The sequence below is a fragment of the Staphylococcus piscifermentans genome (assembly GCF_900186985.1).
Taxonomy (GTDB): domain Bacteria; phylum Bacillota; class Bacilli; order Staphylococcales; family Staphylococcaceae; genus Staphylococcus; species Staphylococcus piscifermentans.
This window is the reverse complement of record NZ_LT906447.1, coordinates 1,064,812-1,087,857: the sequence shown is the minus strand read 5'-3', so window position 1 is coordinate 1,087,857 and position 23,046 is coordinate 1,064,812. Positions and strand designations below refer to the sequence as shown.

Here is a 23,046-nt window from a genome sequence, read left to right as displayed (position 1 = left end):
AAATAATATATACACTAATAAAAAAAGTAACCGCATTTAAAATATAAATGCAGTTACTTTTTATTGAACTTATCTCTTTCCCTTTTTCTTCTATCGTTATTGCGACTAATAAAAGCGCAAATCATAAACATAATTGCTGCAAGCATTAATTTGATGCCCGAACCTTCCTGATGGGCCGTTTGAAAATAGATACTTACCGCAAAACATAGCAACGCAATAACAACGAAGATTTTTGTTAAATGTTTCATTTTTTCACCTCAAACAAGTTGATTATAACAAATATTTTCTGTACGTACATATCTTGCAACAATTCATGAAAGCTATTTCATTTTCTTCTTTAGATAAAAAAATGTGTCAATTTGGCAGAAATTTCTATAACTATACTTTATATTTCTACGTATTCAAGATAAGATAGTAATAAATTAAGACTTAAAAAGTGAGGCTGAATTTATTATGAACCCATTAGCACTAGACTTAAATGAGCAACTGACTCAATCCAATCCTGTCATTTTGGATATGCTTTCTGATTTAGGAAAACACATGTTTTATCCCAAAGGTATTTTATCTCAATCAGCAGAAGCAAAAACTACTAAGTACAATGCGACAATTGGTATGGCTACCGATGATAACGGAAAACTTTATTCTCAAACTATCTATGATTTATATCAACATCTTGATCCAGATGAAATTTTTCCATATGCACCGCCTCAAGGTATTGAAGAATTACGTGGTCTTTGGGAAGAGAAGATTCTACAAGAGAATACTGATTTAACACAAAAGCAGATTTCCAGACCTGTCGTAACTAATGCATTAACACATGGATTATCTTTATTAGCAGATTTATTTGTTAATTCAGGAGACACTGTATTATTACCTAAACAAAATTGGGGAAACTATAAATTAATTTTCAATACACGTCACGGTGCCGAATTACAAACTTATTCAATTTTCGATGAAGATAATCATTATACGACTGATGGGTTCGTAAATGCACTTAAGAACTACAAAAATGATAAAGTGATTTTATTATTAAATTATCCTAACAACCCAACTGGATATACACCTACTGCTGAAGAAGTTAAGTCACTCACTGAAGCAATTAAAGAGCTTGCAGAACGCGGAACTAAAGTTATTGCTATTATAGATGATGCATATTTCGGTCTTTTCTATGAAGATGTTTATACTCAATCTATTTTCTCGGCTTTAACACAAATCGACTCACCTAATATCTTGCCTGCTAGATTAGATGGAGCCACTAAAGAGTTCTTCGCATGGGGATTACGTGTCGGCTTTATCACTTTCGGAATTCAAGATGAGATGACGAAAGCGGTACTTGAAGCTAAAGTGAAAGGTTTAATTCGTAGCAATATTTCTAGCGGACCAATGCCTTCACAAAGTGCTGTCAAATATGTGTTGCAACCTGAACATCGCGAACAATTTGATAAAGATGTCCAAAAACACATAAATACACTTAAAGAACGTTATGAAGTTACTAAATCAGTTGTGTATGATGAAAAATACAAAGATGCTTGGAAAACGTATGATTTCAATTCTGGCTATTTTATGGCCATTCAAGTTAATGGCGTCAATGCCGAAACATTACGTAAGCACCTTATTGAAAAATACTCAATTGGTACAATTGCTTTAAATGATACTGACATCCGCGTCGCATTCAGCTGTATCGAAAAAGATGATATCCCACATGTTTTCGATTCAATTGCCAAAGGTATTGCGGACTTGAAAGCTTAATATTTAAAATTACTGATTGTATTAAATAGCAAACTCCCTATAAAGCTTTAACTGCTTTATAGGGAGTTTTTTAGTTCTTATAAAATATTCTTACTACTAACTTACTTCCATTCTTTCGGCACAATAAAACCTTTATATTTATTTTGTTTCTCATACCCATTTTAAAATTCTTTAAATTTCAAGTTATACTTGCCAGGTTTCACTCTATTTTGATTTAAATTAACAGTTCCTGCATCTTTATCGATTTTTACCCAGCCTTCATTTTTCAAAATAAACAATATGCCTTTCTAAACTGTTCTTTATGAGTTCCGACACCAAAGCAATCGCGAAGATTTGTCTAGTACAAATTTCTGAATATTTACAAAATTTTCTTGGTAGACGAGACAGAACCTGTTAAAATATATAAATATTACTAAATTGCAATGCAATATATAATGGAGGATGAACATATGATTTCATTTGAGAATGACTATTTAGAAGGCGCACATGAAAAGGTTTTAGAAAAAATTGTCGAAACGAACTACATACAAGAACCAGGCTACGGTAACGATTCATTCAGTAAAGAAGCTATTGCAAAAATTAAAGAAGTAATTGATCAACCAGATGCATCTGTGTATTTTTTAAGCGGCGGCACACAAACAAACCAAGTAGTTATCGATGCGGTTTTAAAGAAATATGAGGGTGTAATCGGAGCAGATACAAGCCATATCAATGTACATGAGGCAGGTGCAATTGAGTTTTCAGGACATAAAGTACTTACACTCCCATCTAAAAAAGGAAAAATCACGGCAGCTCAAGTACAAAAATATATCAACGACTTGTATGAAGACTCTAACTACACACATATGGTCACGCCGGGGATGGTTTACATTACTTATCCAACAGAATACGGCACACTCTATACAAAATCAGAACTTGAGGCATTATCTCGCATTTGTAAGAGCTTCAACATTCCTCTTTATATCGATGGTGCACGTTTAGGTTATGGTTTGGTAAGTGCTGACGCTGATATAGATATTAAAGATATAGCTCGCTTAGCAGATATATTTTACATAGGCGGCACTAAAATTGGGGCATTGTGCGGAGAAGCCATTGTATTTTCTCATCAATACAAACCTCAACATTTCAATACTGTTATCAAACAACATGGTGCACTATTGGCAAAAAGCAGACTTGTGGGTGTGCAGTTTTCAACTTTATTTACGAACAACTTATACTTTGATATCAGCATTCATGCTGTAAAAATGGCGATGAAGATTAAAAAGGCTTTTGTAAATAAGGGTTATCAATTATATATAGATTCCCCTACTAATCAACAGTTTTTCTTAATTGATAATCATACAATTACTGAACTCAGCAAAAAAGTAAAATTTACGTGCTGGGAAAAATATGATGAGGAGCACAAAATTGTACGCTTCGCTACAAGTTGGGCTACACGTGAAAAAGATATAGATTTTCTTATAGAACAGATTTAAAGATATTTTTTGTTGGAGAGCGGGATAGTTATAATATTAAATGTAAATTATTTCTGTCCCAGCCCGCCATCTCCTACTAGGATAAAGAAAAACGTGAAGCAAGCTCTCATTATCTATTCATTTACCAGCATCCGTTCCAAATCTAAAATATAAACAAAGTGCTATTATCGGAATCAGGAAAAACCTTTTAAATATTATATAACTCAAAATCAATATTATGAAGTAAGCTATAAGAGTAAAGATTATAGTACTCACTAGACCAATAAATTGATTTCCATCCTCTGATCTAGAAATGTGAAGCGAATATATAAACTCTCCTACATAATTGAGGGAAATTAAAAATAAGTTTTTACAAATATAAAAGGTACATCCTATTGATATAAAAAGTGCTAAAAGTTCCACATTCTTTATCTCCTTTTTCTCTTTATATATCTTAAATTATACATTATAATTTAAGTCTAGCCACGCATATTATCAAAAAATAAATTATTTAAAACCACTAGAGTTAGTAATAAAAAAGGCGTTTCTCAAAAGATTTGCTAATCTTATGAGAAACGCCTTAAAAAATTATTCACATAGTTATACCATTGTTAAACGTAAACGTTATAATACCAATACTTTAGCATCTATTTTACATCATACCAGGCATTCCGCCCATTGCTGGGCCGCCTGCATCATTATTTTCTTCAGGAAGTTTTGCTACTACTGCTTCTGTAGTTAAGAACATTGCGGCTACACTTGCTGCGTTTTGCAATGCTGAGCGTGTTACTTTAGTAGGATCTACGATACCTGCATCTAACATATTTACCCATTCATTTGTTGCGGCATTATAGCCTACACCTGGATCAGCATGTTTAAGTTTTTCAACAATAATTGAACCTTCTAAACCAGCATTTTCAGCAATTTGACGAACTGGTGCTTCAAGAGCTTTCAATACGATATTGATACCTGTTTCAACATCGCCTTCCGCTTCAATGTCAGCTACTTGTTTATAAACATTCACTAATGCAGTACCGCCTCCAGCTACGATACCTTCTTCAACAGCTGCACGTGTTGAGTTTAATGCATCTTCTATACGAAGTTTACGTTCTTTCAATTCTGTCTCACTAGCAGCCCCTACTTTGATTACAGCAACACCGCCTGTTAATTTAGCTAAACGTTCTTGTAATTTTTCACGGTCGAAATCAGAGTTAGTTTCTTCAATTTGTGATTTTAATTGTGATACTCGTGCATCAATTGAATTTTTGTCTCCGTCACCGTTAACAATTGTAGTGTTATCTTTAGTAACCTCAACTTTGTTAGCAGTACCTAACATATCAACAGTTGCATCTTTCAAGTCATAGCCTAAATCATCAGTAATAAATTGTGCACCTGTTAAGATAGCAATATCTTCAAGCATAGATTTACGACGGTCGCCGAAACCTGGTGCTTTGACTGCTACTGCAGTGAATGTACCGCGCATACGGTTTAACACGATATTTGTTAAAGCGTCACCTTCAACTTCGTCCGCAATAATTAAAATAGGACGATTAGATTGAACAATTTGTTCTAATAAAGGAAGAATATCTTGGAATGAACTAATTTTCTTATCTGTAACCAAAATATAAGGACGTTCTAAATCTGCTTCCATTTTTTCAGAATCTGTCACCATATAAGGTGATTGATAGCCACGGTCAAATTGCATACCTTCTACCACTTCTAATTCTGTATTGAAACCATTAGATTCCTCAATACTGATAACGCCATCATTGCCTACTTTATCCATAGCTTCAGAAATGTATTGACCGATTTCTTCATCTGCAGCTGAGATTGCACCAACTTGCGCAATTTCATTTTTATTTTCAACTTTTTGAGATTGATCATGTAAAGCTTTAACCGCTTCTGTTACTGCTTTATCAATACCTTTACGTAAACCTACCGGATTAGCTCCGCTTGTTACGTTTTTTAAACCTTCTTGAATCATAGCTTGTGCTAATACCGTTGCTGTAGTTGTACCGTCACCAGCAATTTCATTTGTTTTATTTGCAACTTCTTGAACTAATTTAGCTCCCATATTTTCATATGGATCTTCAAGTTCGATTTCTTTAGCAATAGTGACACCGTCATTTGTAATTAAAGGTGCGCCGTATTCTTTGTCTAGAACGACATTGCGTCCTTTAGGTCCGATTGTAACTTTAACCGCATTCGCAAGTTGATCTACTCCGCGAAGCATTGATTGACGTGCGTCTTCAGAAAATTTGATTTCTTTAGCCATATATTGTAGCCTCCTGTGTAAGTGTGATTGATATTATTTTTATTGAACGATTGCAAGAACTTCTTCTTCGTTAATTACAAGATATTTCTCTTCTCCTACTTGCACTTCACTGCCAGCGTATTGTTCAAACACTACTATGTCTCCTTCTTTGACCTCTGGAGTTACTCGCTCACCATTATCTAATAATCTACCTGGTCCAACAGAGATTACTTTACCTTCATTTGATTTCTCTTTAGCTTTATCAGTTAATACAATACCGCTCTTAGTTGTTTGTTCACTTTCGACTCTTTTAATAATCACGCGATTTCCTAATGGTTTTAGCATGAAACGTTCCTCCTCTGATATGTTGCATATTGCATTTCAAATCTTTAATTTTATTGTTTATTAATCAGTTGCTTTAGCACTCTCAATTCAAGAGTGCTAATTCACTTCTTATATTAATCAACATTGGTCAAAACATCAAGCATTAAGAATTATATTTTCGTCTATCCTTCTTTTAGTATAGAATAGAAGTAATTATAAATTTGGAGGCTTGAAACTTATGTCACGATTATGGTTTTCAATACTTACCCTAATCGTATATGCTTGTGCATTATTCGGAGTTCAAGGTTTTTACAGTGCAGGTGTATACAAGGGACTGCAAGGCAAATCCTTAATGCTTGCTACATCCTATACGCAAGTTGGTTTAATGGTTGTCGCCGCAATTTTAATATTATGGATGAATAACCACGTAAAAAATCCTACACATCTCGATTTGGCCAACGATAAAGTAAAGAAACGTTTCGTTATACCGTGGGCCCTCGTAGGATTAATCGTCGTATTGGTTTATCAAGTGATTGCATCATTGATTAACCAATTTGTTTTTAAAGTGGATCAACCGAGTCCCAATACTACTGGCATCATGAAAATGATTCAAGAAGCTCCGATTTTCATTATTCTAGTGACTATTGCAGGTCCTCTTCTAGAAGAATTCGTTTTCCGAAAAGTTATTTTCGGAAATATCTACGAAATACTGAAAGGTAATAAAGTGGTTCGTTTTATCATTGCCGCTACGGTAAGTTCGGCCTTATTTGCTACGGCGCATAACGATCCGTCATTTATTATTGTTTACTTCGGTATGGGCTTTATTTTATCCGGATTTTATATTTATACTAAACGCATTGCTGTGCCAATATGTATTCACATTCTGATGAACAGCTATGTTGTGATTATACAATTCTTGTTTGCCGATAAAATAAAAGAAATGCAAGAATCTATGCAGATGATTCTACATATTTTTCTTACTTAATATTATCACCTGATATACAATTCAAACGTATATCAGGTCTTTTATATAGAAAAAAACTGCCAAAGTTATCAACTTTGACAGTCCTCATCAATTTAATCTTCTTTTTCTTGATTATCATCATTTCTGCGATGAATAAACATTAAAATAATAAACCATATAAACGCTGCTCCGAATGTTGCTAACAATGTAGCGATTAGACGAGGGTGACTTTTTTCAGTATTTTCACTTTCTGTTTTAGTTTCTTTTTCCTCTTTTTGAGTGTTATCAATTTTTTCTGAGTAATCTTTAGCATTGTTAGTTGACCCTACTTCGAAATTAGCACTTTTCTTAGTACGTTTTAAATCAGGCATTGAACCAATATCTCCAGTAATCAAGCCTAATACTTGCACATCTAGATTATCGTAATATTGTTGGGCATCTGCAGGATTGAAAAATTGATATTTAAAATAACCAGTACTTTCTTGAAGGTTATTTAAATCCCTATTACTCGCAAAATTTTGATGTTCTAAAGCACTATGAATATCGCCTTCAGTGGTTTTACTATCTTCACTCATGCGGCTCACTTGATTGATTACAAACGGATTATATTTAAAGGATCCCGTTACGATATGTCCAAAGCGATTGCCTGCTAAGTTCATAGTGGTAAAAGGCACTAGATATTGACTGGCCTTATGGATTCTCTCATCAGATGCTTTTTGCTGAGTTGGAGACTGAGTCAAGTTATTATATAAGTTGCCTTTCCATGAATTGCGACTCGTACTCTTTTCATTTTGCTGTTCAGTTGTTCCGCTCGTTTTTGGAAAAGGATAGCTATCCCAATTTCTAGTTGGAATTTTATTAGAATTATTCGGTGATTTTGCATTTCCACCCTTTTCTTTATATTGATTGTTTTCTTTTCTGCCAGTTGTATTTGTAGTTTGCTGGCTATTCTTATTCCAGTCAGGTTGAGGACGAGGCGTTGGTGTTTGATGATTCTGAGATGGTACTTTCGGATTTTGATTCCCTTTTGGTGGGTGGGGTTGTTTAGGCTTGTTCGGTGATTCTGGTTGTTCAGTACCTTTATTTGGTTGGGCAGTTCCTGTGCCCTCTTTTTCAGAACCATCATTCTTAACATGCGTTGAGTGACTGCCGCTACCACCTTTACCGTCATTCGGGTCTACATTGGATGAATTCCCCTCACTTTTGCCCGGCTGTTGATTCGGTTTTGTGGTTTCATTGTGTTCTCCAGTGTTTGTAGGATGCGTATTTCCATTTCCTTGTCCATTGGAAGACGCATTCGGGTGATTAGGTTCTCCAGCATTTTCATCTTTAGTATTATTTGCAGGAGATTTTGATTCATCAGGTTGATGCCCTTCAGAACTTTTACCTGCACTATTGTTCTCGTTATTAGTTGATGCATTATTCGTATTGGTATTAGGTTTTGGACCTGCTGCATTCTCATCTGTTTTTTCAGAAGGGTTATTAGAATTTTGTGTTTGATTTCCGTTTGTTTCGTTATTTGATGTTTCTTGAGCACCTGAAGAATTTGGATGTGACGCTTCCTCTTTGTTTGGAGTACGATCATCATCGGCTGTGCTTGCTGGGTTATTATTTTCGTCTTGTTTTGGTACATTAGTTGCTGGATCAGATGCGTCATTATTTATTTCTGGCTTGTTTGGAGGTTGAACATCTTGATTCTGTGTATGTTGGCTATTTTGACTCGAATTTTGTCGTGATACATCATTATTATCCTCTGTCGTCATATTAACTTGCGGAACTTCATTATTATTTTGAGCTTCTGCAGCTGAAGCATTAAGATGTGCAAATGGGAAAAGAAATCCAATTGCTGCTACTGAAATTGATAGATTTTTTATAATTTTATTTTTCATCACAAAAAGCACCTCCCTTCTTACAAAAATATAGTAATCAATTTAAGTATATAAGAAGATGAAGATAAATTCTATAAGTTGGATTGATTGAAATGAACTATTAATATTATTAATAGTTTGTAATATTTACTATTGTATGCAAGAGTAATTTGAATATTTGCAACATTGGAATTTCAGTCTGTAATTTAGTAAAGTGAATATAAAAGTGAGGGAGATGACGCAAAATGAAAATTCAACTTTTCCAATTCAATATTCAACCTGCAGAGACAAAAGCCAATCAGAAAAAAATTGAAGCTCTGTTTTCAGAGCAATTAGACTCAGATACAGAAATCGCAGTCATACCCGAAATGTGGAATAACAGTTACGCTTTAGATAAATTGGAACAATTAGCAGATCAAGATTTACAAGAGAACTTTCCTTTTATCCAGAAATTAAGTCAGCAATACAATGTCACAATTGTTGCGGGATCAGTTTCAAATAGCAGAAACCAACAAGTCTATAACACCGCATTTACAGTCAGTAATACAGGAGAACTTCTTTATCAATATGATAAAATTCATCTTGTGCCGATGCTAGATGAACATCTTTTCTTAAACGGCGGACAAGAAGTCCCCTATGCTTTTCAGCTGACTCCAAATGTCAAAGCATCTCAAATTATTTGTTACGATTTAAGATTTCCTGAAATCGCGAGACATCCCGCAGTTAATGGAGCGGATATTCTCTTCTATGTAGCAGAGTGGCCTAAAGCTCGTTTAAATCATTGGAGAACGTTATTACAAAGTAGAGCCATTGAGAATGACAGCTTCGTCGTTGCTTGCAATAGTTGTGGGTTTGAAAAAGACGGCGGAACAGAATATGCAGGTCATTCTATGGTAATCACTCCGAATGGTGAAATACTAGCAGAGGCTGGCGAACAAGAAGAAACTTTAACAGTGGATATTAATCTAGCTGAAGTAACAAAACAACGTGAAAATATTCCAGTGTTCGAAAATCGTAAGCCTTCCCTTTATAAATATGATAATTAAACGCAAAAAATGCCCGTGAGTTTGGGAGGAACTCACGGGCTATTAAACTTATTATTAAGGGAATGTTTACAGTTATTTTTCTATCTATTTTTGGGGATGTTATTAATTATGAAAAATTTTAGTGAATTTACCGATATATGATAAATTTAATGATGCTCACGATAATTTTTAATATAACGTCTCTATTAAAATTTCTATCCAATAGATGCGTTATTAGGAATAGGAAGGAAATGCAAGGACAAACATCCCTTCCTACTAATAATTAAACAATTTAGTGCTTATACTCAAAGGACAATAAATAAAAGGGATTATTTTTTAGTGAATTTGTTTACTGTTTCGATAATTAATTTTACGAAATCACCGATTGTACCTACGATATCGCCTGCCATGTGACATACCTCCTTTAAATATTTTTTAATGGTCAGTCAGTTGGGCATCCCGTTTTTTCTTTGCGAAGAATATCAAACGAGAATGCTGAAACTATGTTACTTTACATACAATCAATCTTGAGATAACGCATTACTTAGCGTATTTTTTTACAGTGTCTAGAATCAAGTTAACAAAGCTTTTAACTGTGTCTACAATGTTGCCTGTCATCTCGACGCCTCCTCTCAAATTTGAGGTTAAGACATATACGAGATATGTCTTTAAGTAAATTCTTCCTTCACTTCTTATCACATCTCTGTGATACATCTTTATTAAAACATCTTGTTTATATTTTTTGTTAAAAATTCCCTAAATAACTGTTTTTCCTACAAAACTGTATGGAAAATTATGTTAAAATATCGATATTAGCAATAATAATACAGTTAGGAATTATAAATGAACAGTTAGGCAATAAATGAAAATTATATACGTTAAAATTGTATAATGTAAGCGAGGAGAGTGAGGCTATGCAAAAGGCTTTAGAAAGACGTATAGATGCTTGGGCGCAAGCCTTGCAAAAAAGAAATAATTTAGATCGAATTGCTTACTTAAAAATCAAATTAGGTCTTGAAGTTTTCTTTAATAATCTTTTTAAAACGATAGTTGTTTATGGACTTGCTCTTCTATTCCATGTTTTCTTATACACTTTAACTGTTCATTTAAGCTATTTCATTATTAGGCACTATGCACATGGCGCGCATGCGAAATCAAAACTTGCATGTTATATAGAAAGTATTATCTTATTTGTAATTTTTCCGTGGATATTGATTTCTATCGATATACCACCAATTTTTATGACAGTAATGGCAGCGGTTGCATTTATATTGATATGTATCTATGCTCCATCTGCGACGCTTAAACAGCCTATTCCAGATCACATGAAGAAAAAGAAAAAAATTATGGCTATTAGTATAACTGTTATTTTGCTCATTGGTTCGTTCTTTATCCCACAACCTTTTAATGAGCTTGTACAGTTAGGTATCGTTTTAATTGGTGCTGCACAATTGCCTATCTTTTTTCCAAAACAATCGAAAGGATGAATTTTATTATGGATATTTTAAATGGTATTTTTAAACTTTTCGCTTTTATCTTTGAACAAATTGGCAACATTGCTAAATATAATCCTTGTGTTGGATTTTTTGATGAACCAGAAGTACCTAGCGAATTATTAGATGAACAAAAATAAGTTTTTTCTTATTTAGAAAGTGTGAAAAAACATGGAGCTTTTAAACGGCTTATTTATAGCGGTTTTTCAAGAAGTTATGCTTTTCATAATTGCCAAAATAATTTTAAACATGAAATATGCAGCTAAGGATATATTATATATCTTGCTTATCATTTTAATTGGTAGTTTTTGTTACTACTTTTTTAATCGATTTGCTTTATTTATAGTAATCATAGCTGCTATTTTGTATTTTTATAAAAAAGTAAAACTATACTCTTTTCTTACTATAATTGGAAGTATATTAATTTTATATCTCAGTAGTATGTCTACTCTATTGATATTTTTATTATTTGATATACGTAGTTTAAATATAATTATAGTTAATTTAATCTATATATTAATTTTTGTATCTGTATCAATAGTTTGTTCTTTTTCACTGAGATATCTTATTAAAATTTTGAGACAATCTTATTTATCGACCAATAAAATCTACATAACACTTGTAGCATTATTTCTATTCTTTACATTTGTGATGCTTTTTACTTTTATGCCATCAAGTATTGATAAATCAAGTACATTTAAACTTGTAATTATAGTATATGTGGCATTTATTTTAGCAATAGTTATACTGGTTATTGTCATATCTATCTCATTACTCCGTGAAATGCGTTACAAACGTCAAATGCAAGAAATTGATAATTATTACAAATATACAGTACGCATTGAAAAAATTAATAATGATATGCGTAAATTCAGACACGACTATGTCAATATTCTATTATCTATGTCCGAATTTATCCGAGATGATGATATGGAAGGTTTGAAAACTTATTTTGATAATAATATCACGCCTTTGAAAGATAATATTCAAACTAAATCATTTAAGATAAATGGTATTGAACATTTACAAATACGTGAACTTAAAGGCTTACTAACCAGCAAGATTATTCAAGCTCAAGAAAATAATATTCAAGTAAGCGTAGAAGTACCAGACGAAATTAATGAGATTTCATTAAATATGATTGATTTATCAAGATTGGTTGGAATTATATTAGATAATGCTATTGAAGCTTCTTTAGAAATTGATAATCCTTTAATTCAAATTGGTTTTATGAAAGAAGAAAACTCAGTAATTATTATTATTATGAACAAATGTGCGAAAGATATTCCTAAAGTGCATGAACTTTTTCAAGAAGGTTTTTCAACTAAAGGAAATAATAGAGGATTAGGATTATCTACATTAAAAGAAATATCCGAAAGTAAGGAAAATGTCTTATTGGACACAATCATTGAAAACGATTACTTTGTTCAAAAACTAGAGATTATCAATACGAAACGTAAGGAGTGAGAGAATGAAAATTATTATCTGTGAAGACGATCTGCAACAACGTTCTCATATCGAAGAGATTATCAATAATTATATTATGATTGAAGAAAAACCATTAGAAATTGTTCTATCAACTGCAGATCCTTATGAAGTGCTGGAATATGCAAAAGAAACAAACGAAATTTGTTGTTATTTCTTGGATATCCAATTAGATGCAGATATTAATGGTATTAAACTCGGTAGTGAGTTGAGACAATATGATACGATGGGCAGCATCATATTTATTACAAGTCACAGCGAACTCACTTATCTTACTTTTGTTTATAAAGTGGCTGCCATGGACTTTATTTTCAAAGATGATCCAAGTGAAATGAAATCACGTATTATCGATTGTCTTGAGACTTCTTTGACACGTTTGCAACTTCTCTCCAAAGAAAACAACGTAGAGACTATTGAATTAAAGAGAGGCAGCAATTCAGTATATGTGAATTATGATGATGTCATGTTCTTTGAATCTTCTTCTAAATCGCACCGGTTAATTGCACATTTGGATAATCGGCAAATTGAATTCTATGGCAGTTTAAAGGAACTGAGCAACATAGATGACCGCTTCTTCCGTTGCCATAACAGCTTCGTGATTAACCGCAACAATATTGAAGAAGTGATTTCTAAAGAACGCGAAATCCACTTCAAAAATGGTGAGCATTGTTATGTATCAGTACGTAACCTTAAAAAAATATAAATTTAAAAGCCGGTTGAGTCCTAAAATAAATGTCTCAGCCGGCTTTATGTTTGTGCAGTAAGGTTCAAACCATATTTTTTTATCCAAAAATCGATTTTAAGTTATATTTTGTAAACTTCAAATACACTTGGCCAGATTCAGTTCCCGCTTTAATGCCAGTACTATTTTTATCAGGGAATATACGGGAAGACATTACTCTTTCTCCGTTGTTGCAAAAGATTTCGATACTAGAAGAATCCACGAATATTCTCAACTGTTCAAGCGGCTTTGCAAGCTGAGCTGAACACTTTGTTCCATAAGCTTCATTCGGTAACGCCCCACTCTCACTGCAGTCTAAAGTGACTAATCTAGAATGTGTATTATAAGTAATGAGCGTAGAATTTTTTTTAGAAGTTCTAAGTTCAAAATATATTTCTGTCGCTTCATTTTCCAATATATCAATCAACATTTCGAACTGCTCGCCCTCATATGGATGCAATTGTTTCGTGAATTTATTCGCATAACCTAAAGCAGTTTCTTCATTATATCTGAGTGCTGTATAGGCTGGATGTGGACATTGATATAATTTGCCTTGTTCGATGGAGAGCGTTCTCGGTATGGATAAACAAGGTGCTGTATTAGCTTGGTTCAGTTCTTCGATTTCACCATGTGCTTTGAGTAAGCCGATCAAGACTCTGTTACCCGCTTCATCTTCAAAAGTTTGAGGAGCAGTGAAACCAAATCCATCATCCAATAATTTATAGTCACCATGATTCATGGTTAATCTTTCAAAATCCAAATGTCCTAATAAGAAACCTGAATGGATTTGCTTATCTTCATGATGCACAGTAAACATCAATATATCATAGCCGCTTAGTGTAAAATAGTCTGGTGAAGTCCAAGCTTGTCCAAAATCTGCTAGTTTTGTTTTAATAGGCTTTACATATTTCCAACTCAAAGGATTTTCAGCGTTGTAAACTAATATTCTCCCTTGCTTTTCTTCAGTTTGTGCACCAAATAACGCATAAAATTGGTTATCTTTTGAAAAAACTTTCGGATCTTGCAAGGTAGGCAAGAATCTTTCAGGTGGATTTTCAATAACTGGTTTTGGAAATTTATTAGCTTGGTGATGGTTATTAATAAATGCTAATAATTGATATGGAACAATCGCTTTATCCCCACTAGTACCTTCACCCGTATAAAGGTAGTGCAAGTTATCTTGATATACAAAAATACTGCCTCCTTTAATTCCATATTCATCAAAACGATTATCTGGTTGTAATACACTGCCATCCGCTTCAAAATGCACTAAATCAGTTGATTCATATTGAAATCCATAACTTAAGCCTTCTTGAGAATAAAATGGATACCACTCATGAGAAATATAATATTTACCATTGTGATATAGCATTCCATTAGGTTTACCTGCTGCTCCGAATGGAGGTTGCAGATGAAATGTTTGTGTATAGGAAGATTGACTGACTTGCTGCTTCATTTCTGTCAGTGCTTCCGTAGAGGTTTGTTCTATACGTTGTAATGATGTTTCATTTGTCCATGGTTGCATGAAGGTAATCCTCCTGTTTCGTACGATATTAGTTATTATCCATATTTTAGCATATTTCACTGTTAGCTTATATGTCATTTTTAACCTTAAATATTAAAACTATATGCTCTTAATAAATTTAAATATGCAAATAGAAAAAACTCCCCTTGCAAATGATAACATTCTTTATTATTATAAAGCTTATTAACATTATCGGAAATGAGGGGATTTAATGCTATGGATGATTATTAGTGGACTTCTGGTCGGAAGTTTACTCGGATTTGTTATGCAGCGTACACGTTTCTGCTTAGCTGGAGGCTTCCGTGATATGTACGTTCAAAAAAATAATAAAATGTTTTATGCTTTATTGATAGCGATATCAGTTCAAGCAATCGGTTTACTTGTCTTTACAGCTATTATCGGCAAACCTTTAGATAACGGTACCTTTCCTATCGCAGGGACAATCGTCGGTTCATTTATCTTCGGTGTAGGGATTGTACTTGCTGGCGGTTGCGCTACTGGAACTTATTATAGAGCTGGCGAAGGATTAATCGGCAGCTGGCTGGCATTATTTTCATATGCTGTCTTTTCAGCAATTACTAAAGCTGGTGTGCTAAAACCAGTCATGGAAAAATTAAATTCTAAAACGAACGTGAATGCAGATATGTCTACAAGCACTGGTATTCCTGCTTGGATTTGGGTAATTGCAATCGTCGCTATAACTGGTTACCTGGTAGTCAGAACTTTACGTAAGCCTAAACCTAAAATTGCAGTTCCAAAATTAAAACAACGCTATACAGGCGGGCGTCACTTCTTCTTTGAGAAGAAATTCCATCCTTTCATTGCTGCCATTGCAGTCGGATTAATAGCTTTACTTGCATGGCCGATGAGTTACTCAACTGGACGTGAAGGCGGATTAGGTATTACAACACCTTCTTCTAACCTTGTACAATTTATTTTGTCAGGTAAAACTTCTTTCTTAGACTGGGGAGTGTTCTTAGTACTTGGTATTTTCATCGGCTCATATATCGCAGCCAAAGGATCCAGAGAATTCGCTTGGAGACTTCCAGATAAGAAAACATTGCGTAACAGCGTTATCGGCGGTGCCTTTATGGGATTCGGCGCTTCTGTAGCTGGCGGATGCTCAATCGGAAATGGTTTAGTAGCTACAGCAGCTCTATCATGGCAAGGCTGGATTGCTTTAGCTGCTATGATTTTGGGTACATGGTTTATGAGTTACTTCTTATTCGTCAAACCTATGAAGGCCGCACAAAAGTCTTCTCATCAAAATGCAGCACGTCCTGCAGCACAATCATAATTTGAAACTTATTAAGGAGTGTTTACATGTTATACGAACTCGGTACAGTAGGAATGGTTTGTCCTTTCCCGCTAATTGAAGCACAAAAGAAAATGGAAGAGTTGCAAATCGGTGATGAGTTGAAAATTGACTTCGACTGCACACAAGCAACAGAAGCGATTCCGAATTGGGCAGCTGAAAAGAATTATCCAGTAACCAATTATGAACAACTTGGAGATGCTTCTTGGACAATTACAGTTCAAAAAGCTTAAAAATTTATTAAAATAGAGAATGGATATCATTCCACACTCAAATAAAATGAGCTGGGACTTCGTATGAGGTCCCAGCTCTATTTTTAATAACAATAGCTTTGCCGAGGAGAATTGACCGAATAATTTTTGTTAACATTATTTCCGTCTCGATACTCCTCTTTTTTAGCTATTATTTCGTAAATTATTCATAAAGAACAACAAGGATTGTAATTCAATCCCTAAATCTATTTGATGAACTGATACATCATCTGGGACATCAATACGTACGGGTGTGAAATTCATGATTCCTTTGACATCACTCTGCACGAGTTGGTCAGCAGCCTCTTGTGCTGCGGGCCCTGGTGTTGTAAGTATGACGACATCCAAATCAGCCTTTTTCAAGACTTTTTGAAGATCTTGCATATCATTCACAATAACATTGCCGATTTGTTGGCCTATCACCTCATCACGAACATCAAATGCCTCAGTAATTAGCATTTCATCATGAATAGAGAAATTATATGAGAGCAAGGCCTTACCTAAGTTCCCTACTCCCACCAAACCAATTTTAATGGTGTCTCGCTCACTAATTTTACTCTTGAAAAATTCTAACAAACTTTCAACATTATAACCGTAACCTTTCTTACCTAGTTCTCCAAAGTAAGAAAAGTCTCTTCTGATCGAAGCAGAATCGATATCTAAGGCCTCGCTGATTGTCTTAGAATTAACACGGTCAATGCCTTTTTCATGAAGTTGATTGACAAGTCTGTAATAAAGCGGCAAACGTTTTAAAGTCGCACGAGGAATATTATTTTTTTGATTACTCATCTATGTTTACCCCCACATCTTTTGAACTATTTCTCAATTTTCCGAGGATACTGCCCAGAAATAGCTGTTCTTTAATACGTTCTCAACGGACAAATTGATATATGCAAATAGTTTTTGTTTTATATTGTTATTACATTAATCTTCCTAAACAAGAAGGAATAAAGCATTTTTATTAACTAAGTATACCTTATATACCTCCTAAAATAAATGACTGTAAAAGTAACTTTCTATGAACAATTTAATCAATAACCATATAAATTACAGTTAAATTTGTCACTTATTTTTCAGCAATGTAGTTATCATTATACGATTAAATATATAATTTGAACACATGATATCCTAAGAAATTTAATACAATTGAATATTCACTTTCGATTTCAATGCAAATACGTATTATTTTCCTATCCAGAAAATCAAGAAGATTTGATAGGCATATTCAAGTTTAGCACTTATAATGGAGAGTAAGTGATTAAAAGAGCCAAGAAAGGAGGACTACGAGATATTCTACATATACTTTATCTCGTAAATAATACGGCATGATATTACTACAGTTAAATGATGTCTCTAAATCTTTTGATGGAGAAGAAATCTTTAGTGATGTCCATTTCGAAGTGAAGAGTCATGAGAAAATCGGTATTGTCGGTCGCAATGGTGCCGGCAAATCTACCTTAATGAAAATCATTGCTGGTGTGGATAATTATGATGAAGGTCATATTTCAAAAATCAAAAATTTAAAAGTAGGTTATTTAACACAACAAATGACTTTAGATACAAATCATACTGTTTGGGAAGAAATGTCTAAACCATTTGCGAAACTTAAGCAAATGGAATCAGATATGCAAGCAGAAACAAATTGGTTAGCTGAACATGCGGATGCCTATGAAACTGAGACATTTAAAGAACATATGGCTAAATATGAATCCCTCTCTAACCAATTCGAACGCCTAGAGGGTTATCAATATGAAAGCAAGATCAAAACTGTGTTACACGGTTTAGATTTTACAGAAGAGGACTTCCATCGACCAGTCAATGACTTCAGCGGTGGGCAAAAAACACGTTTATCTTTAGCTCAAATGTTATTAAGTGAACCTGATTTATTATTACTAGATGAACCAACTAACCATTTAGATATGGAAACGACACAATGGTTAGAAGATTACTTAAATTACTTTAAAGGCGCTATCGTGATTATCAGTCACGATCGCTTCTTCCTCGATAAAACAGTCAACCAAATCTATGACGTAGCTTTAGGAGCCGTCCAACATTATGTTGGTAACTACAGTAAATTCATTACACAACGTGACCAATATTATGAAAAACGCATGCAAGAATATGAGCGGCAACAAGCTGAAATCAAACGTCTTGAAACGTTCGTGGAAAAGAATATTACACGTGCTTCGACTAGCGGAATGGCAAAAAGCCGACGTAAAGTATTAGAAAAAATCGAACGTATAGACAAACCCATGTTAGATGCACGAAGCGCTAATATTCAATTTGCTTTCGATCGCAATACCGGCAACGATGTCTATCATATTCGCAACTTAGAAATCGGTTATGACCATCATCCTGTGACTTCCCCTATAACACTTGAAGTCACAAAAGGCGACCATATTGCAGTCATCGGACCCAATGGTATAGGTAAGTCTACTTTTATCAAAACAATTGCTGAGCGTCTTCCTAAAATCAGTGGCGAAATCAGTCATGGTGCCAATTTACGAGTCGGTTATTATGATCAAAAACAAGCTGAATTCAAATCAAACAAAACCATTCTGGATTATGTATGGGATCAATACCCTACTATGCCAGAAAAAGATGTACGAGCAGTACTCGGTCGTTTCTTATTTGTGCAAGATGATGTAAAAAAAGTGATTAATGATTTATCAGGTGGCGAGAAAGCACGTCTTCAACTTGCCCTACTTATGTTAGAAAGAAATAATGTACTTATCTTGGATGAGCCTACAAACCATTTAGATATAGATTCTAAAGAAATGCTAGAACAGGCACTGCAAGATTTTGAAGGGACACTGATTTTCGTTTCGCATGATAGATACTTTATTAATCAACTTGCAAATAAAATTTTCGATATGGATGAAACTGGTGGCACAATGTATGCGGGAGATTATCAATATTACTTAGATAAAACTGAAGAGAAAGCTGCTTTACAAGCAAAGGCTGCAGCTGAACAAGCTGAAGAGAAAACATCTAATAATACTACCAACTCTTATTCAGAACAGAAAGCCCAAAAACGAGAGCAGCGTCAAATTGAACGTCAAATCGAAAATTGTGAAGCAGAAATTGAAGCCTGCGAACAAAAAATCGCAGAAATTGATGAGCAATTGACCCAGCCCGAAATCTTCAGCAATCCTGAAAAAGCTGGACAAATGGCTGAAGAGAAAAACCATACCGAACAACAGCTCGAACAAATTATGAAGCGATGGGAAGAATTACAAGAAAAAATAATTTAATCTATAAAGGTTACCAAGGACTAAAAATGATTACTTCATTTTAGTCCTTTTTTATTACAATTCCTTAACAAAATTATCAACATTAAAAATCCCTTAACATCAACTATCCACAGAGTTATCCTAGTTATCCACAAGTAATAAGTTACTTATTCCTCATCTATTCACACTGCTTGTTACGCTTATACACACTCATTACCATACTTATCCACACTTTATGCACTGTTTGTTGATAAGTACGCATGTTCGCTATTGACAATTGTAAAAGCTTTATTAAATTAGTTAAAACTGTAAATACTTAAAAAAGCGGAAGCTTGAACCAATTAATGGCCCAACTCCCGCTTTATCAATAATCATTATTTTTTATACTAGTCTTTATGACTGGTTAAATGAAAAATCTTCAATATCCAGACTGCTATGTCCGTTCAATTGCATATCGCTTCTCATGCCAGCTTTATATAGATAATGACCTGCTGCACCTATCATTGCTGCATTATCTGTACATAACTTAGGGTTCGGTATCGATAATTTGATTCCATGGTCAGCACATGCTTTTTTCAATTCAGTGCGCAACCCTTTATTACTTGCTACTCCGCCTGCTACAATCAATTGCTTAACATGATAGGTTTCACAAGCTTTTATAGCCTTTCCAACTAAAACTTCTACGACACTGTTTTGGAAACTTGCCGCTACGTTTTCAGGAATAATATCTTCGTTTTTCTGTCTTAAATTATGCAATTTATTAATCACTGCACTTTTCAAACCGCTGAAACTGAAATCAAAGCTCTCAGGTTCCAACCATACACGAGGGAAATCATAAGTATCTTCGCCCTCAGCAGCCAATTTGTCTACTTGTGGGCCGCCAGGATAAGACAATCCAATTGTACGTGCTACTTTGTCATAGGCTTCACCTACTGCGTCATCTCGTGTTTCTCCAATGACTTCGAAGCTCAAATGATCTTTCATATAAACCAACTCAGTGTGCCCGCCTGATACAATTAAAGCCATTAAAGGAAATTCAAAGGGTTCCTCTAAATTATTGGCATAGATATGGCCAGCAATATGGTGCACAGGAACTAGAGGTTTGTCATATGCAAAAGCGAGTGCTTTAGCTGCATTGATTCCAATTAATAAAGCACCGATTAATCCAGGACCTTCTGTCACTGCTACCGCATCAATTTCCTCCATAGTTACCTCTGCTGTTTGCAACGCATCTTCAATCGTAGCGGTTATGCCTTCCACATGGTGACGACTTGCCACTTCTGGTACCACACCGCCAAAACGTTTATGACTTTCAATTTGACTTAAAACTGTGTTGCTTAAAATTTCTTTACCATTCTTTATAACACTGGCACTTGTTTCGTCACAACTAGATTCAATCGCTAATATTAATGTTTCTTTATTCATTTTAAATCCACCCACATCACGAGTGCGTCCTCACCTTCTCCATAATAATTCTTACGCTTGCCGCCATAATTAAATCCTAAATTTTCATATACATGCCGTGCCGTACCATTTTCAACTCTCACTTCTAAACTCATTACGTTGCAAGTTTGTCGTGCATAGCTCATCGCATACTTGACAATTAATTGACCTAAACCGTATCCTCTCATGCCTTCTGCAATCGCTACTGTCGTAATTTGTGCTTGGTCTACCACCGTCCACATTCCTATATAACCGATGATTTTATGGTCAAATTCCATCACAAAATAACGCGCAAATTTATTACGTTCCACTTCATGATAGAAAGCATCAATCGTCCACGAACTATCATCAAAACACATACGTTCTAAATCATAAACTTGCGGCACATCTTCCAAAGACATCAAACGAATATTTAAATGGTCTAAGACTTCTGATTGTTCAGCCAATTGCGCTCTGCCTCTGATAGTTTTAAATAATCCGGATGGAATGTGTGAATATTTTCAGGCTCATGAATCAAATCTATCATCTTAGAAGCTTGGGGAAGTGTTTCAACCAGTTTGCCATCAAGCAATGGTTTTATTTTTTCCAAATCATTTCCTGTAAAAATAAAGTCTTTCTGACTTTCAATCAAGTAAGTATTTAAATCTTCAATAGTCATATATTGATCTTCCAGTACAGTTTCCAATTGCCCGTTTCGATAGCAATACACACCAGTATAGACCGCTTCACGTCTCGCATCCATTACTGGTACAATCAACAATCCTGGTTGCAGATCCGGCAACGTGGCAGCCAGCGCTTCCAATGAAGAAACGCCGTATAACTTCGTTTGCAATGCATAAGCCAATGTCTTAGCCGTGGTTACTCCAATGCGCAAACCCGTGTAAGAACCCGGTCCTTTAGCTGCGACAATAGCATCTAGTGCTCGTTTGTCGATTCCTGCCTCCTGCAAAATACTTTGTATAGCGGGCATCAACTGAATAGAATGATTGCGCTTTAAATTCGTTGTATGTTCAACCAGAACATTATCATCTTGCATCACAGCAAGCGACATCGGTTTATTCGATGTATCCAGCAGCAAATAATTCACGTTCCACTTCCTCCTTCATCTTGTCATATCGTTTACCACTCGCCTCAATTGAAATTACACGTGCCGTTTCATCCAGCGTTTCAATATTTATGCATAAGAAATCTTCAGGCAGAAAGTCAGCAATAAATTCACTCCACTCAACAACCGTCAAAGCATGATCATTGAAGTATTCATCAAATCCAAGATCCTCTTCAGCATCTTCCAAACGATAACAATCCATATGATGAAATTTCATATTCGTGCCTTTATAAGATTTTATAATATTGAAGGTCGGAGAATTGATAGTACGTTTCACACCCAAATGCTTACCGATAAATTGACTTAAAGTCGTCTTACCCGCACCTAGGTTGCCTTCTAATAAAATTAAATCCCCTGGTTCAACAAACGACACCAAGATTTCAGCAAAACGATTCATTTGATCAATAGTGTTGATTTTAATCATCTTAAATCTCCTATAAATCTGTATGATACAGAAAATTTTTATCCCCTATATTGTAACACGTCAGGCAACACCCACTGAATAATTTAAACCATTTTCACTTCGTAAAAGAAACCTTTTGAAGAGATGGATTGAATTTGAAAGTTAACCTAATTTTGAAAAAATTCTCACAAAAGTATTGACATCATATCTCACATGTAGTAAATTAAATTTATCAAATTTTTAGACAATTCAAATTAATGATATAAACCATTCGAAAGGAGCAAATTAAAATGACTAATACCACATCAGTAAATACGCGACCAACAACAACAAATATTTTAGTCATTTTAATTATTTGCTAGGACTCGAACTTTAGTAATTGTAACTACTAAATGTTTAAGTCCTATTTCCGATTGAATGGGACTTATGAACGT

Annotated in this window: 22 protein-coding genes; 11 read left to right on the top strand and 11 right to left on the bottom strand. The window is 34.5% G+C overall.

Going from position 1 to position 23,046, the window contains the following annotated elements:
- Window positions 1–53 precede the first annotated feature (53 nt).
- The gene (locus CKV71_RS04880) at window positions 54–248 is read right to left on the bottom strand and encodes an SE1626 family protein (RefSeq protein WP_095104413.1); all 195 of its coding nucleotides are present in this window, start codon (window positions 246–248) and stop codon (window positions 54–56) included.
- Window positions 249–453: 205 nt separating this feature from the next.
- Between CKV71_RS04880 and CKV71_RS04875 the strand changes: the two genes are divergently transcribed.
- The gene (locus CKV71_RS04875; protein ID WP_095104411.1) at window positions 454–1,749 is read left to right on the top strand and encodes an aminotransferase class I/II-fold pyridoxal phosphate-dependent enzyme; all 1,296 of its coding nucleotides are present in this window, start codon (window positions 454–456) and stop codon (window positions 1,747–1,749) included.
- Window positions 1,750–2,198: 449 nt separating this feature from the next.
- Window positions 2,199–3,224, top strand: coding sequence for a threonine aldolase family protein (locus tag CKV71_RS04870; protein WP_095104409.1), 1,026 nt, complete (start codon window positions 2,199–2,201; stop codon window positions 3,222–3,224).
- A gap of 631 nt (window positions 3,225–3,855) precedes the next feature.
- Here CKV71_RS04870 and groL read toward each other — a convergent pair.
- Together groL and groES are read right to left on the bottom strand one after the other, a co-directional pair.
- Window positions 3,856–5,478 (bottom strand): chaperonin GroEL, encoded by a 1,623-nt coding sequence (gene groL, locus CKV71_RS04860; protein ID WP_095104405.1) that lies wholly within the window; start codon window positions 5,476–5,478, stop codon window positions 3,856–3,858.
- A 39-nt stretch (window positions 5,479–5,517) separates the two neighbouring features.
- Complete coding sequence (gene groES, locus CKV71_RS04855) at window positions 5,518–5,802, bottom strand: co-chaperone GroES (protein ID WP_095104403.1); 285 nt, start codon at window positions 5,800–5,802, stop codon at window positions 5,518–5,520.
- 217 nt (window positions 5,803–6,019) lie between these two features.
- On the opposite strand from groES, the gene mroQ reads away from it, so the two are divergent.
- Window positions 6,020–6,766: an intramembrane glutamic endopeptidase MroQ gene (mroQ, locus tag CKV71_RS04850; RefSeq protein WP_095104401.1), complete on the top strand. Its 747-nt coding sequence runs from the start codon at window positions 6,020–6,022 to the stop codon at window positions 6,764–6,766.
- A 92-nt stretch (window positions 6,767–6,858) separates the two neighbouring features.
- Here the strand turns inward: mroQ and CKV71_RS04845 are convergent, their stop codons facing one another.
- A complete protein-coding gene (locus CKV71_RS04845; protein WP_231917566.1) occupies window positions 6,859–8,634 on the bottom strand; it encodes an SdrH family protein in 1,776 nt (591 codons plus the stop codon).
- A 224-nt stretch (window positions 8,635–8,858) separates the two neighbouring features.
- On the opposite strand from CKV71_RS04845, the gene CKV71_RS04840 reads away from it, so the two are divergent.
- Window positions 8,859–9,659, top strand: a complete 801-nt coding sequence (locus CKV71_RS04840; protein WP_095104397.1) for a carbon-nitrogen family hydrolase — start codon at window positions 8,859–8,861, stop codon at window positions 9,657–9,659.
- Between the two features lie 308 nt (window positions 9,660–9,967).
- Here CKV71_RS04840 and CKV71_RS12785 read toward each other — a convergent pair whose 3' ends face one another.
- Window positions 9,968–10,048, bottom strand: a complete 81-nt coding sequence (locus tag CKV71_RS12785; RefSeq protein WP_047132799.1) for a delta-lysin family phenol-soluble modulin — start codon at window positions 10,046–10,048, stop codon at window positions 9,968–9,970.
- Between the two features lie 504 nt (window positions 10,049–10,552).
- Between CKV71_RS12785 and CKV71_RS04830 the strand changes: the two genes are divergently transcribed.
- The 4 genes from CKV71_RS04830 to agrA are packed head-to-tail and all read left to right on the top strand — an operon-like array spanning window position 10,553 to window position 13,319.
- Window positions 10,553–11,125, top strand: a complete 573-nt coding sequence (locus CKV71_RS04830; RefSeq protein ID WP_095104395.1) for an accessory gene regulator AgrB — start codon at window positions 10,553–10,555, stop codon at window positions 11,123–11,125.
- A gap of 8 nt (window positions 11,126–11,133) precedes the next feature.
- Window positions 11,134–11,271 (top strand): cyclic lactone autoinducer peptide AgrD, encoded by a 138-nt coding sequence (gene agrD, locus CKV71_RS04825; RefSeq protein WP_095104393.1) that lies wholly within the window; start codon window positions 11,134–11,136, stop codon window positions 11,269–11,271.
- A 31-nt stretch (window positions 11,272–11,302) separates the two neighbouring features.
- Window positions 11,303–12,598: a quorum-sensing sensor histidine kinase AgrC gene (agrC, locus tag CKV71_RS12780; protein ID WP_095104391.1), complete on the top strand. Its 1,296-nt coding sequence runs from the start codon at window positions 11,303–11,305 to the stop codon at window positions 12,596–12,598.
- Window positions 12,599–12,602: 4 nt separating this feature from the next.
- On the top strand, window positions 12,603–13,319 hold the full coding sequence (agrA, locus tag CKV71_RS04815) for a quorum-sensing response regulator AgrA (protein WP_095104389.1): 717 nt from the start codon (window positions 12,603–12,605) through the stop codon (window positions 13,317–13,319).
- A gap of 79 nt (window positions 13,320–13,398) precedes the next feature.
- Here the strand turns inward: agrA and CKV71_RS04810 are convergent, their stop codons facing one another.
- Window positions 13,399–14,862 carry a GH32 C-terminal domain-containing protein gene (locus tag CKV71_RS04810; protein WP_095104387.1) on the bottom strand — a complete coding sequence of 488 codons (1,464 nt, stop codon included), beginning with the start codon at window positions 14,860–14,862 and terminating at the stop codon, window positions 13,399–13,401.
- Window positions 14,863–15,073: 211 nt separating this feature from the next.
- On the opposite strand from CKV71_RS04810, the gene CKV71_RS04805 reads away from it, so the two are divergent.
- On the top strand, window positions 15,074–16,159 hold the full coding sequence (locus CKV71_RS04805; protein ID WP_095104385.1) for a YeeE/YedE family protein: 1,086 nt from the start codon (window positions 15,074–15,076) through the stop codon (window positions 16,157–16,159).
- A 26-nt stretch (window positions 16,160–16,185) separates the two neighbouring features.
- Window positions 16,186–16,410, top strand: coding sequence for a sulfurtransferase TusA family protein (locus CKV71_RS04800; protein ID WP_095104383.1), 225 nt, complete (start codon window positions 16,186–16,188; stop codon window positions 16,408–16,410).
- A 162-nt stretch (window positions 16,411–16,572) separates the two neighbouring features.
- Here the strand turns inward: CKV71_RS04800 and CKV71_RS04795 are convergent, their stop codons facing one another.
- Window positions 16,573–17,217 (bottom strand): redox-sensing transcriptional repressor Rex, encoded by a 645-nt coding sequence (locus CKV71_RS04795; RefSeq protein ID WP_095104381.1) that lies wholly within the window; start codon window positions 17,215–17,217, stop codon window positions 16,573–16,575.
- A gap of 536 nt (window positions 17,218–17,753) precedes the next feature.
- On the opposite strand from CKV71_RS04795, the gene CKV71_RS04790 reads away from it, so the two are divergent.
- A complete protein-coding gene (locus tag CKV71_RS04790) occupies window positions 17,754–19,682 on the top strand; it encodes an ABC-F family ATP-binding cassette domain-containing protein (protein WP_095104379.1) in 1,929 nt (642 codons plus the stop codon).
- 372 nt (window positions 19,683–20,054) lie between these two features.
- On the opposite strand, the gene tsaD is transcribed toward CKV71_RS04790, so the two are convergent.
- Genes tsaD through tsaE form a run of 4 tightly spaced genes read right to left on the bottom strand, consistent with a single transcriptional unit; the run spans window position 20,055 to window position 22,633 of the window.
- Entirely contained in the window at window positions 20,055–21,086 is a 1,032-nt protein-coding gene (gene tsaD / locus CKV71_RS04785; protein ID WP_095104377.1) for a tRNA (adenosine(37)-N6)-threonylcarbamoyltransferase complex transferase subunit TsaD, read from the bottom strand.
- Window positions 21,083–21,550 (bottom strand): ribosomal protein S18-alanine N-acetyltransferase, encoded by a 468-nt coding sequence (rimI, locus tag CKV71_RS04780; RefSeq protein ID WP_167376364.1) that lies wholly within the window; start codon window positions 21,548–21,550, stop codon window positions 21,083–21,085. Before rimI ends, tsaD begins: the two co-directional genes overlap by 4 nt.
- The gene (tsaB, locus tag CKV71_RS04775) at window positions 21,526–22,191 is read right to left on the bottom strand and encodes a tRNA (adenosine(37)-N6)-threonylcarbamoyltransferase complex dimerization subunit type 1 TsaB (RefSeq protein ID WP_095104375.1); all 666 of its coding nucleotides are present in this window, start codon (window positions 22,189–22,191) and stop codon (window positions 21,526–21,528) included. Before tsaB ends, rimI begins: the two co-directional genes overlap by 25 nt.
- Window positions 22,160–22,633: a tRNA (adenosine(37)-N6)-threonylcarbamoyltransferase complex ATPase subunit type 1 TsaE gene (gene tsaE, locus CKV71_RS04770; protein WP_095104373.1), complete on the bottom strand. Its 474-nt coding sequence runs from the start codon at window positions 22,631–22,633 to the stop codon at window positions 22,160–22,162. Before tsaE ends, tsaB begins: the two co-directional genes overlap by 32 nt.
- Window positions 22,634–23,046: the final 413 nt, after the last annotated feature.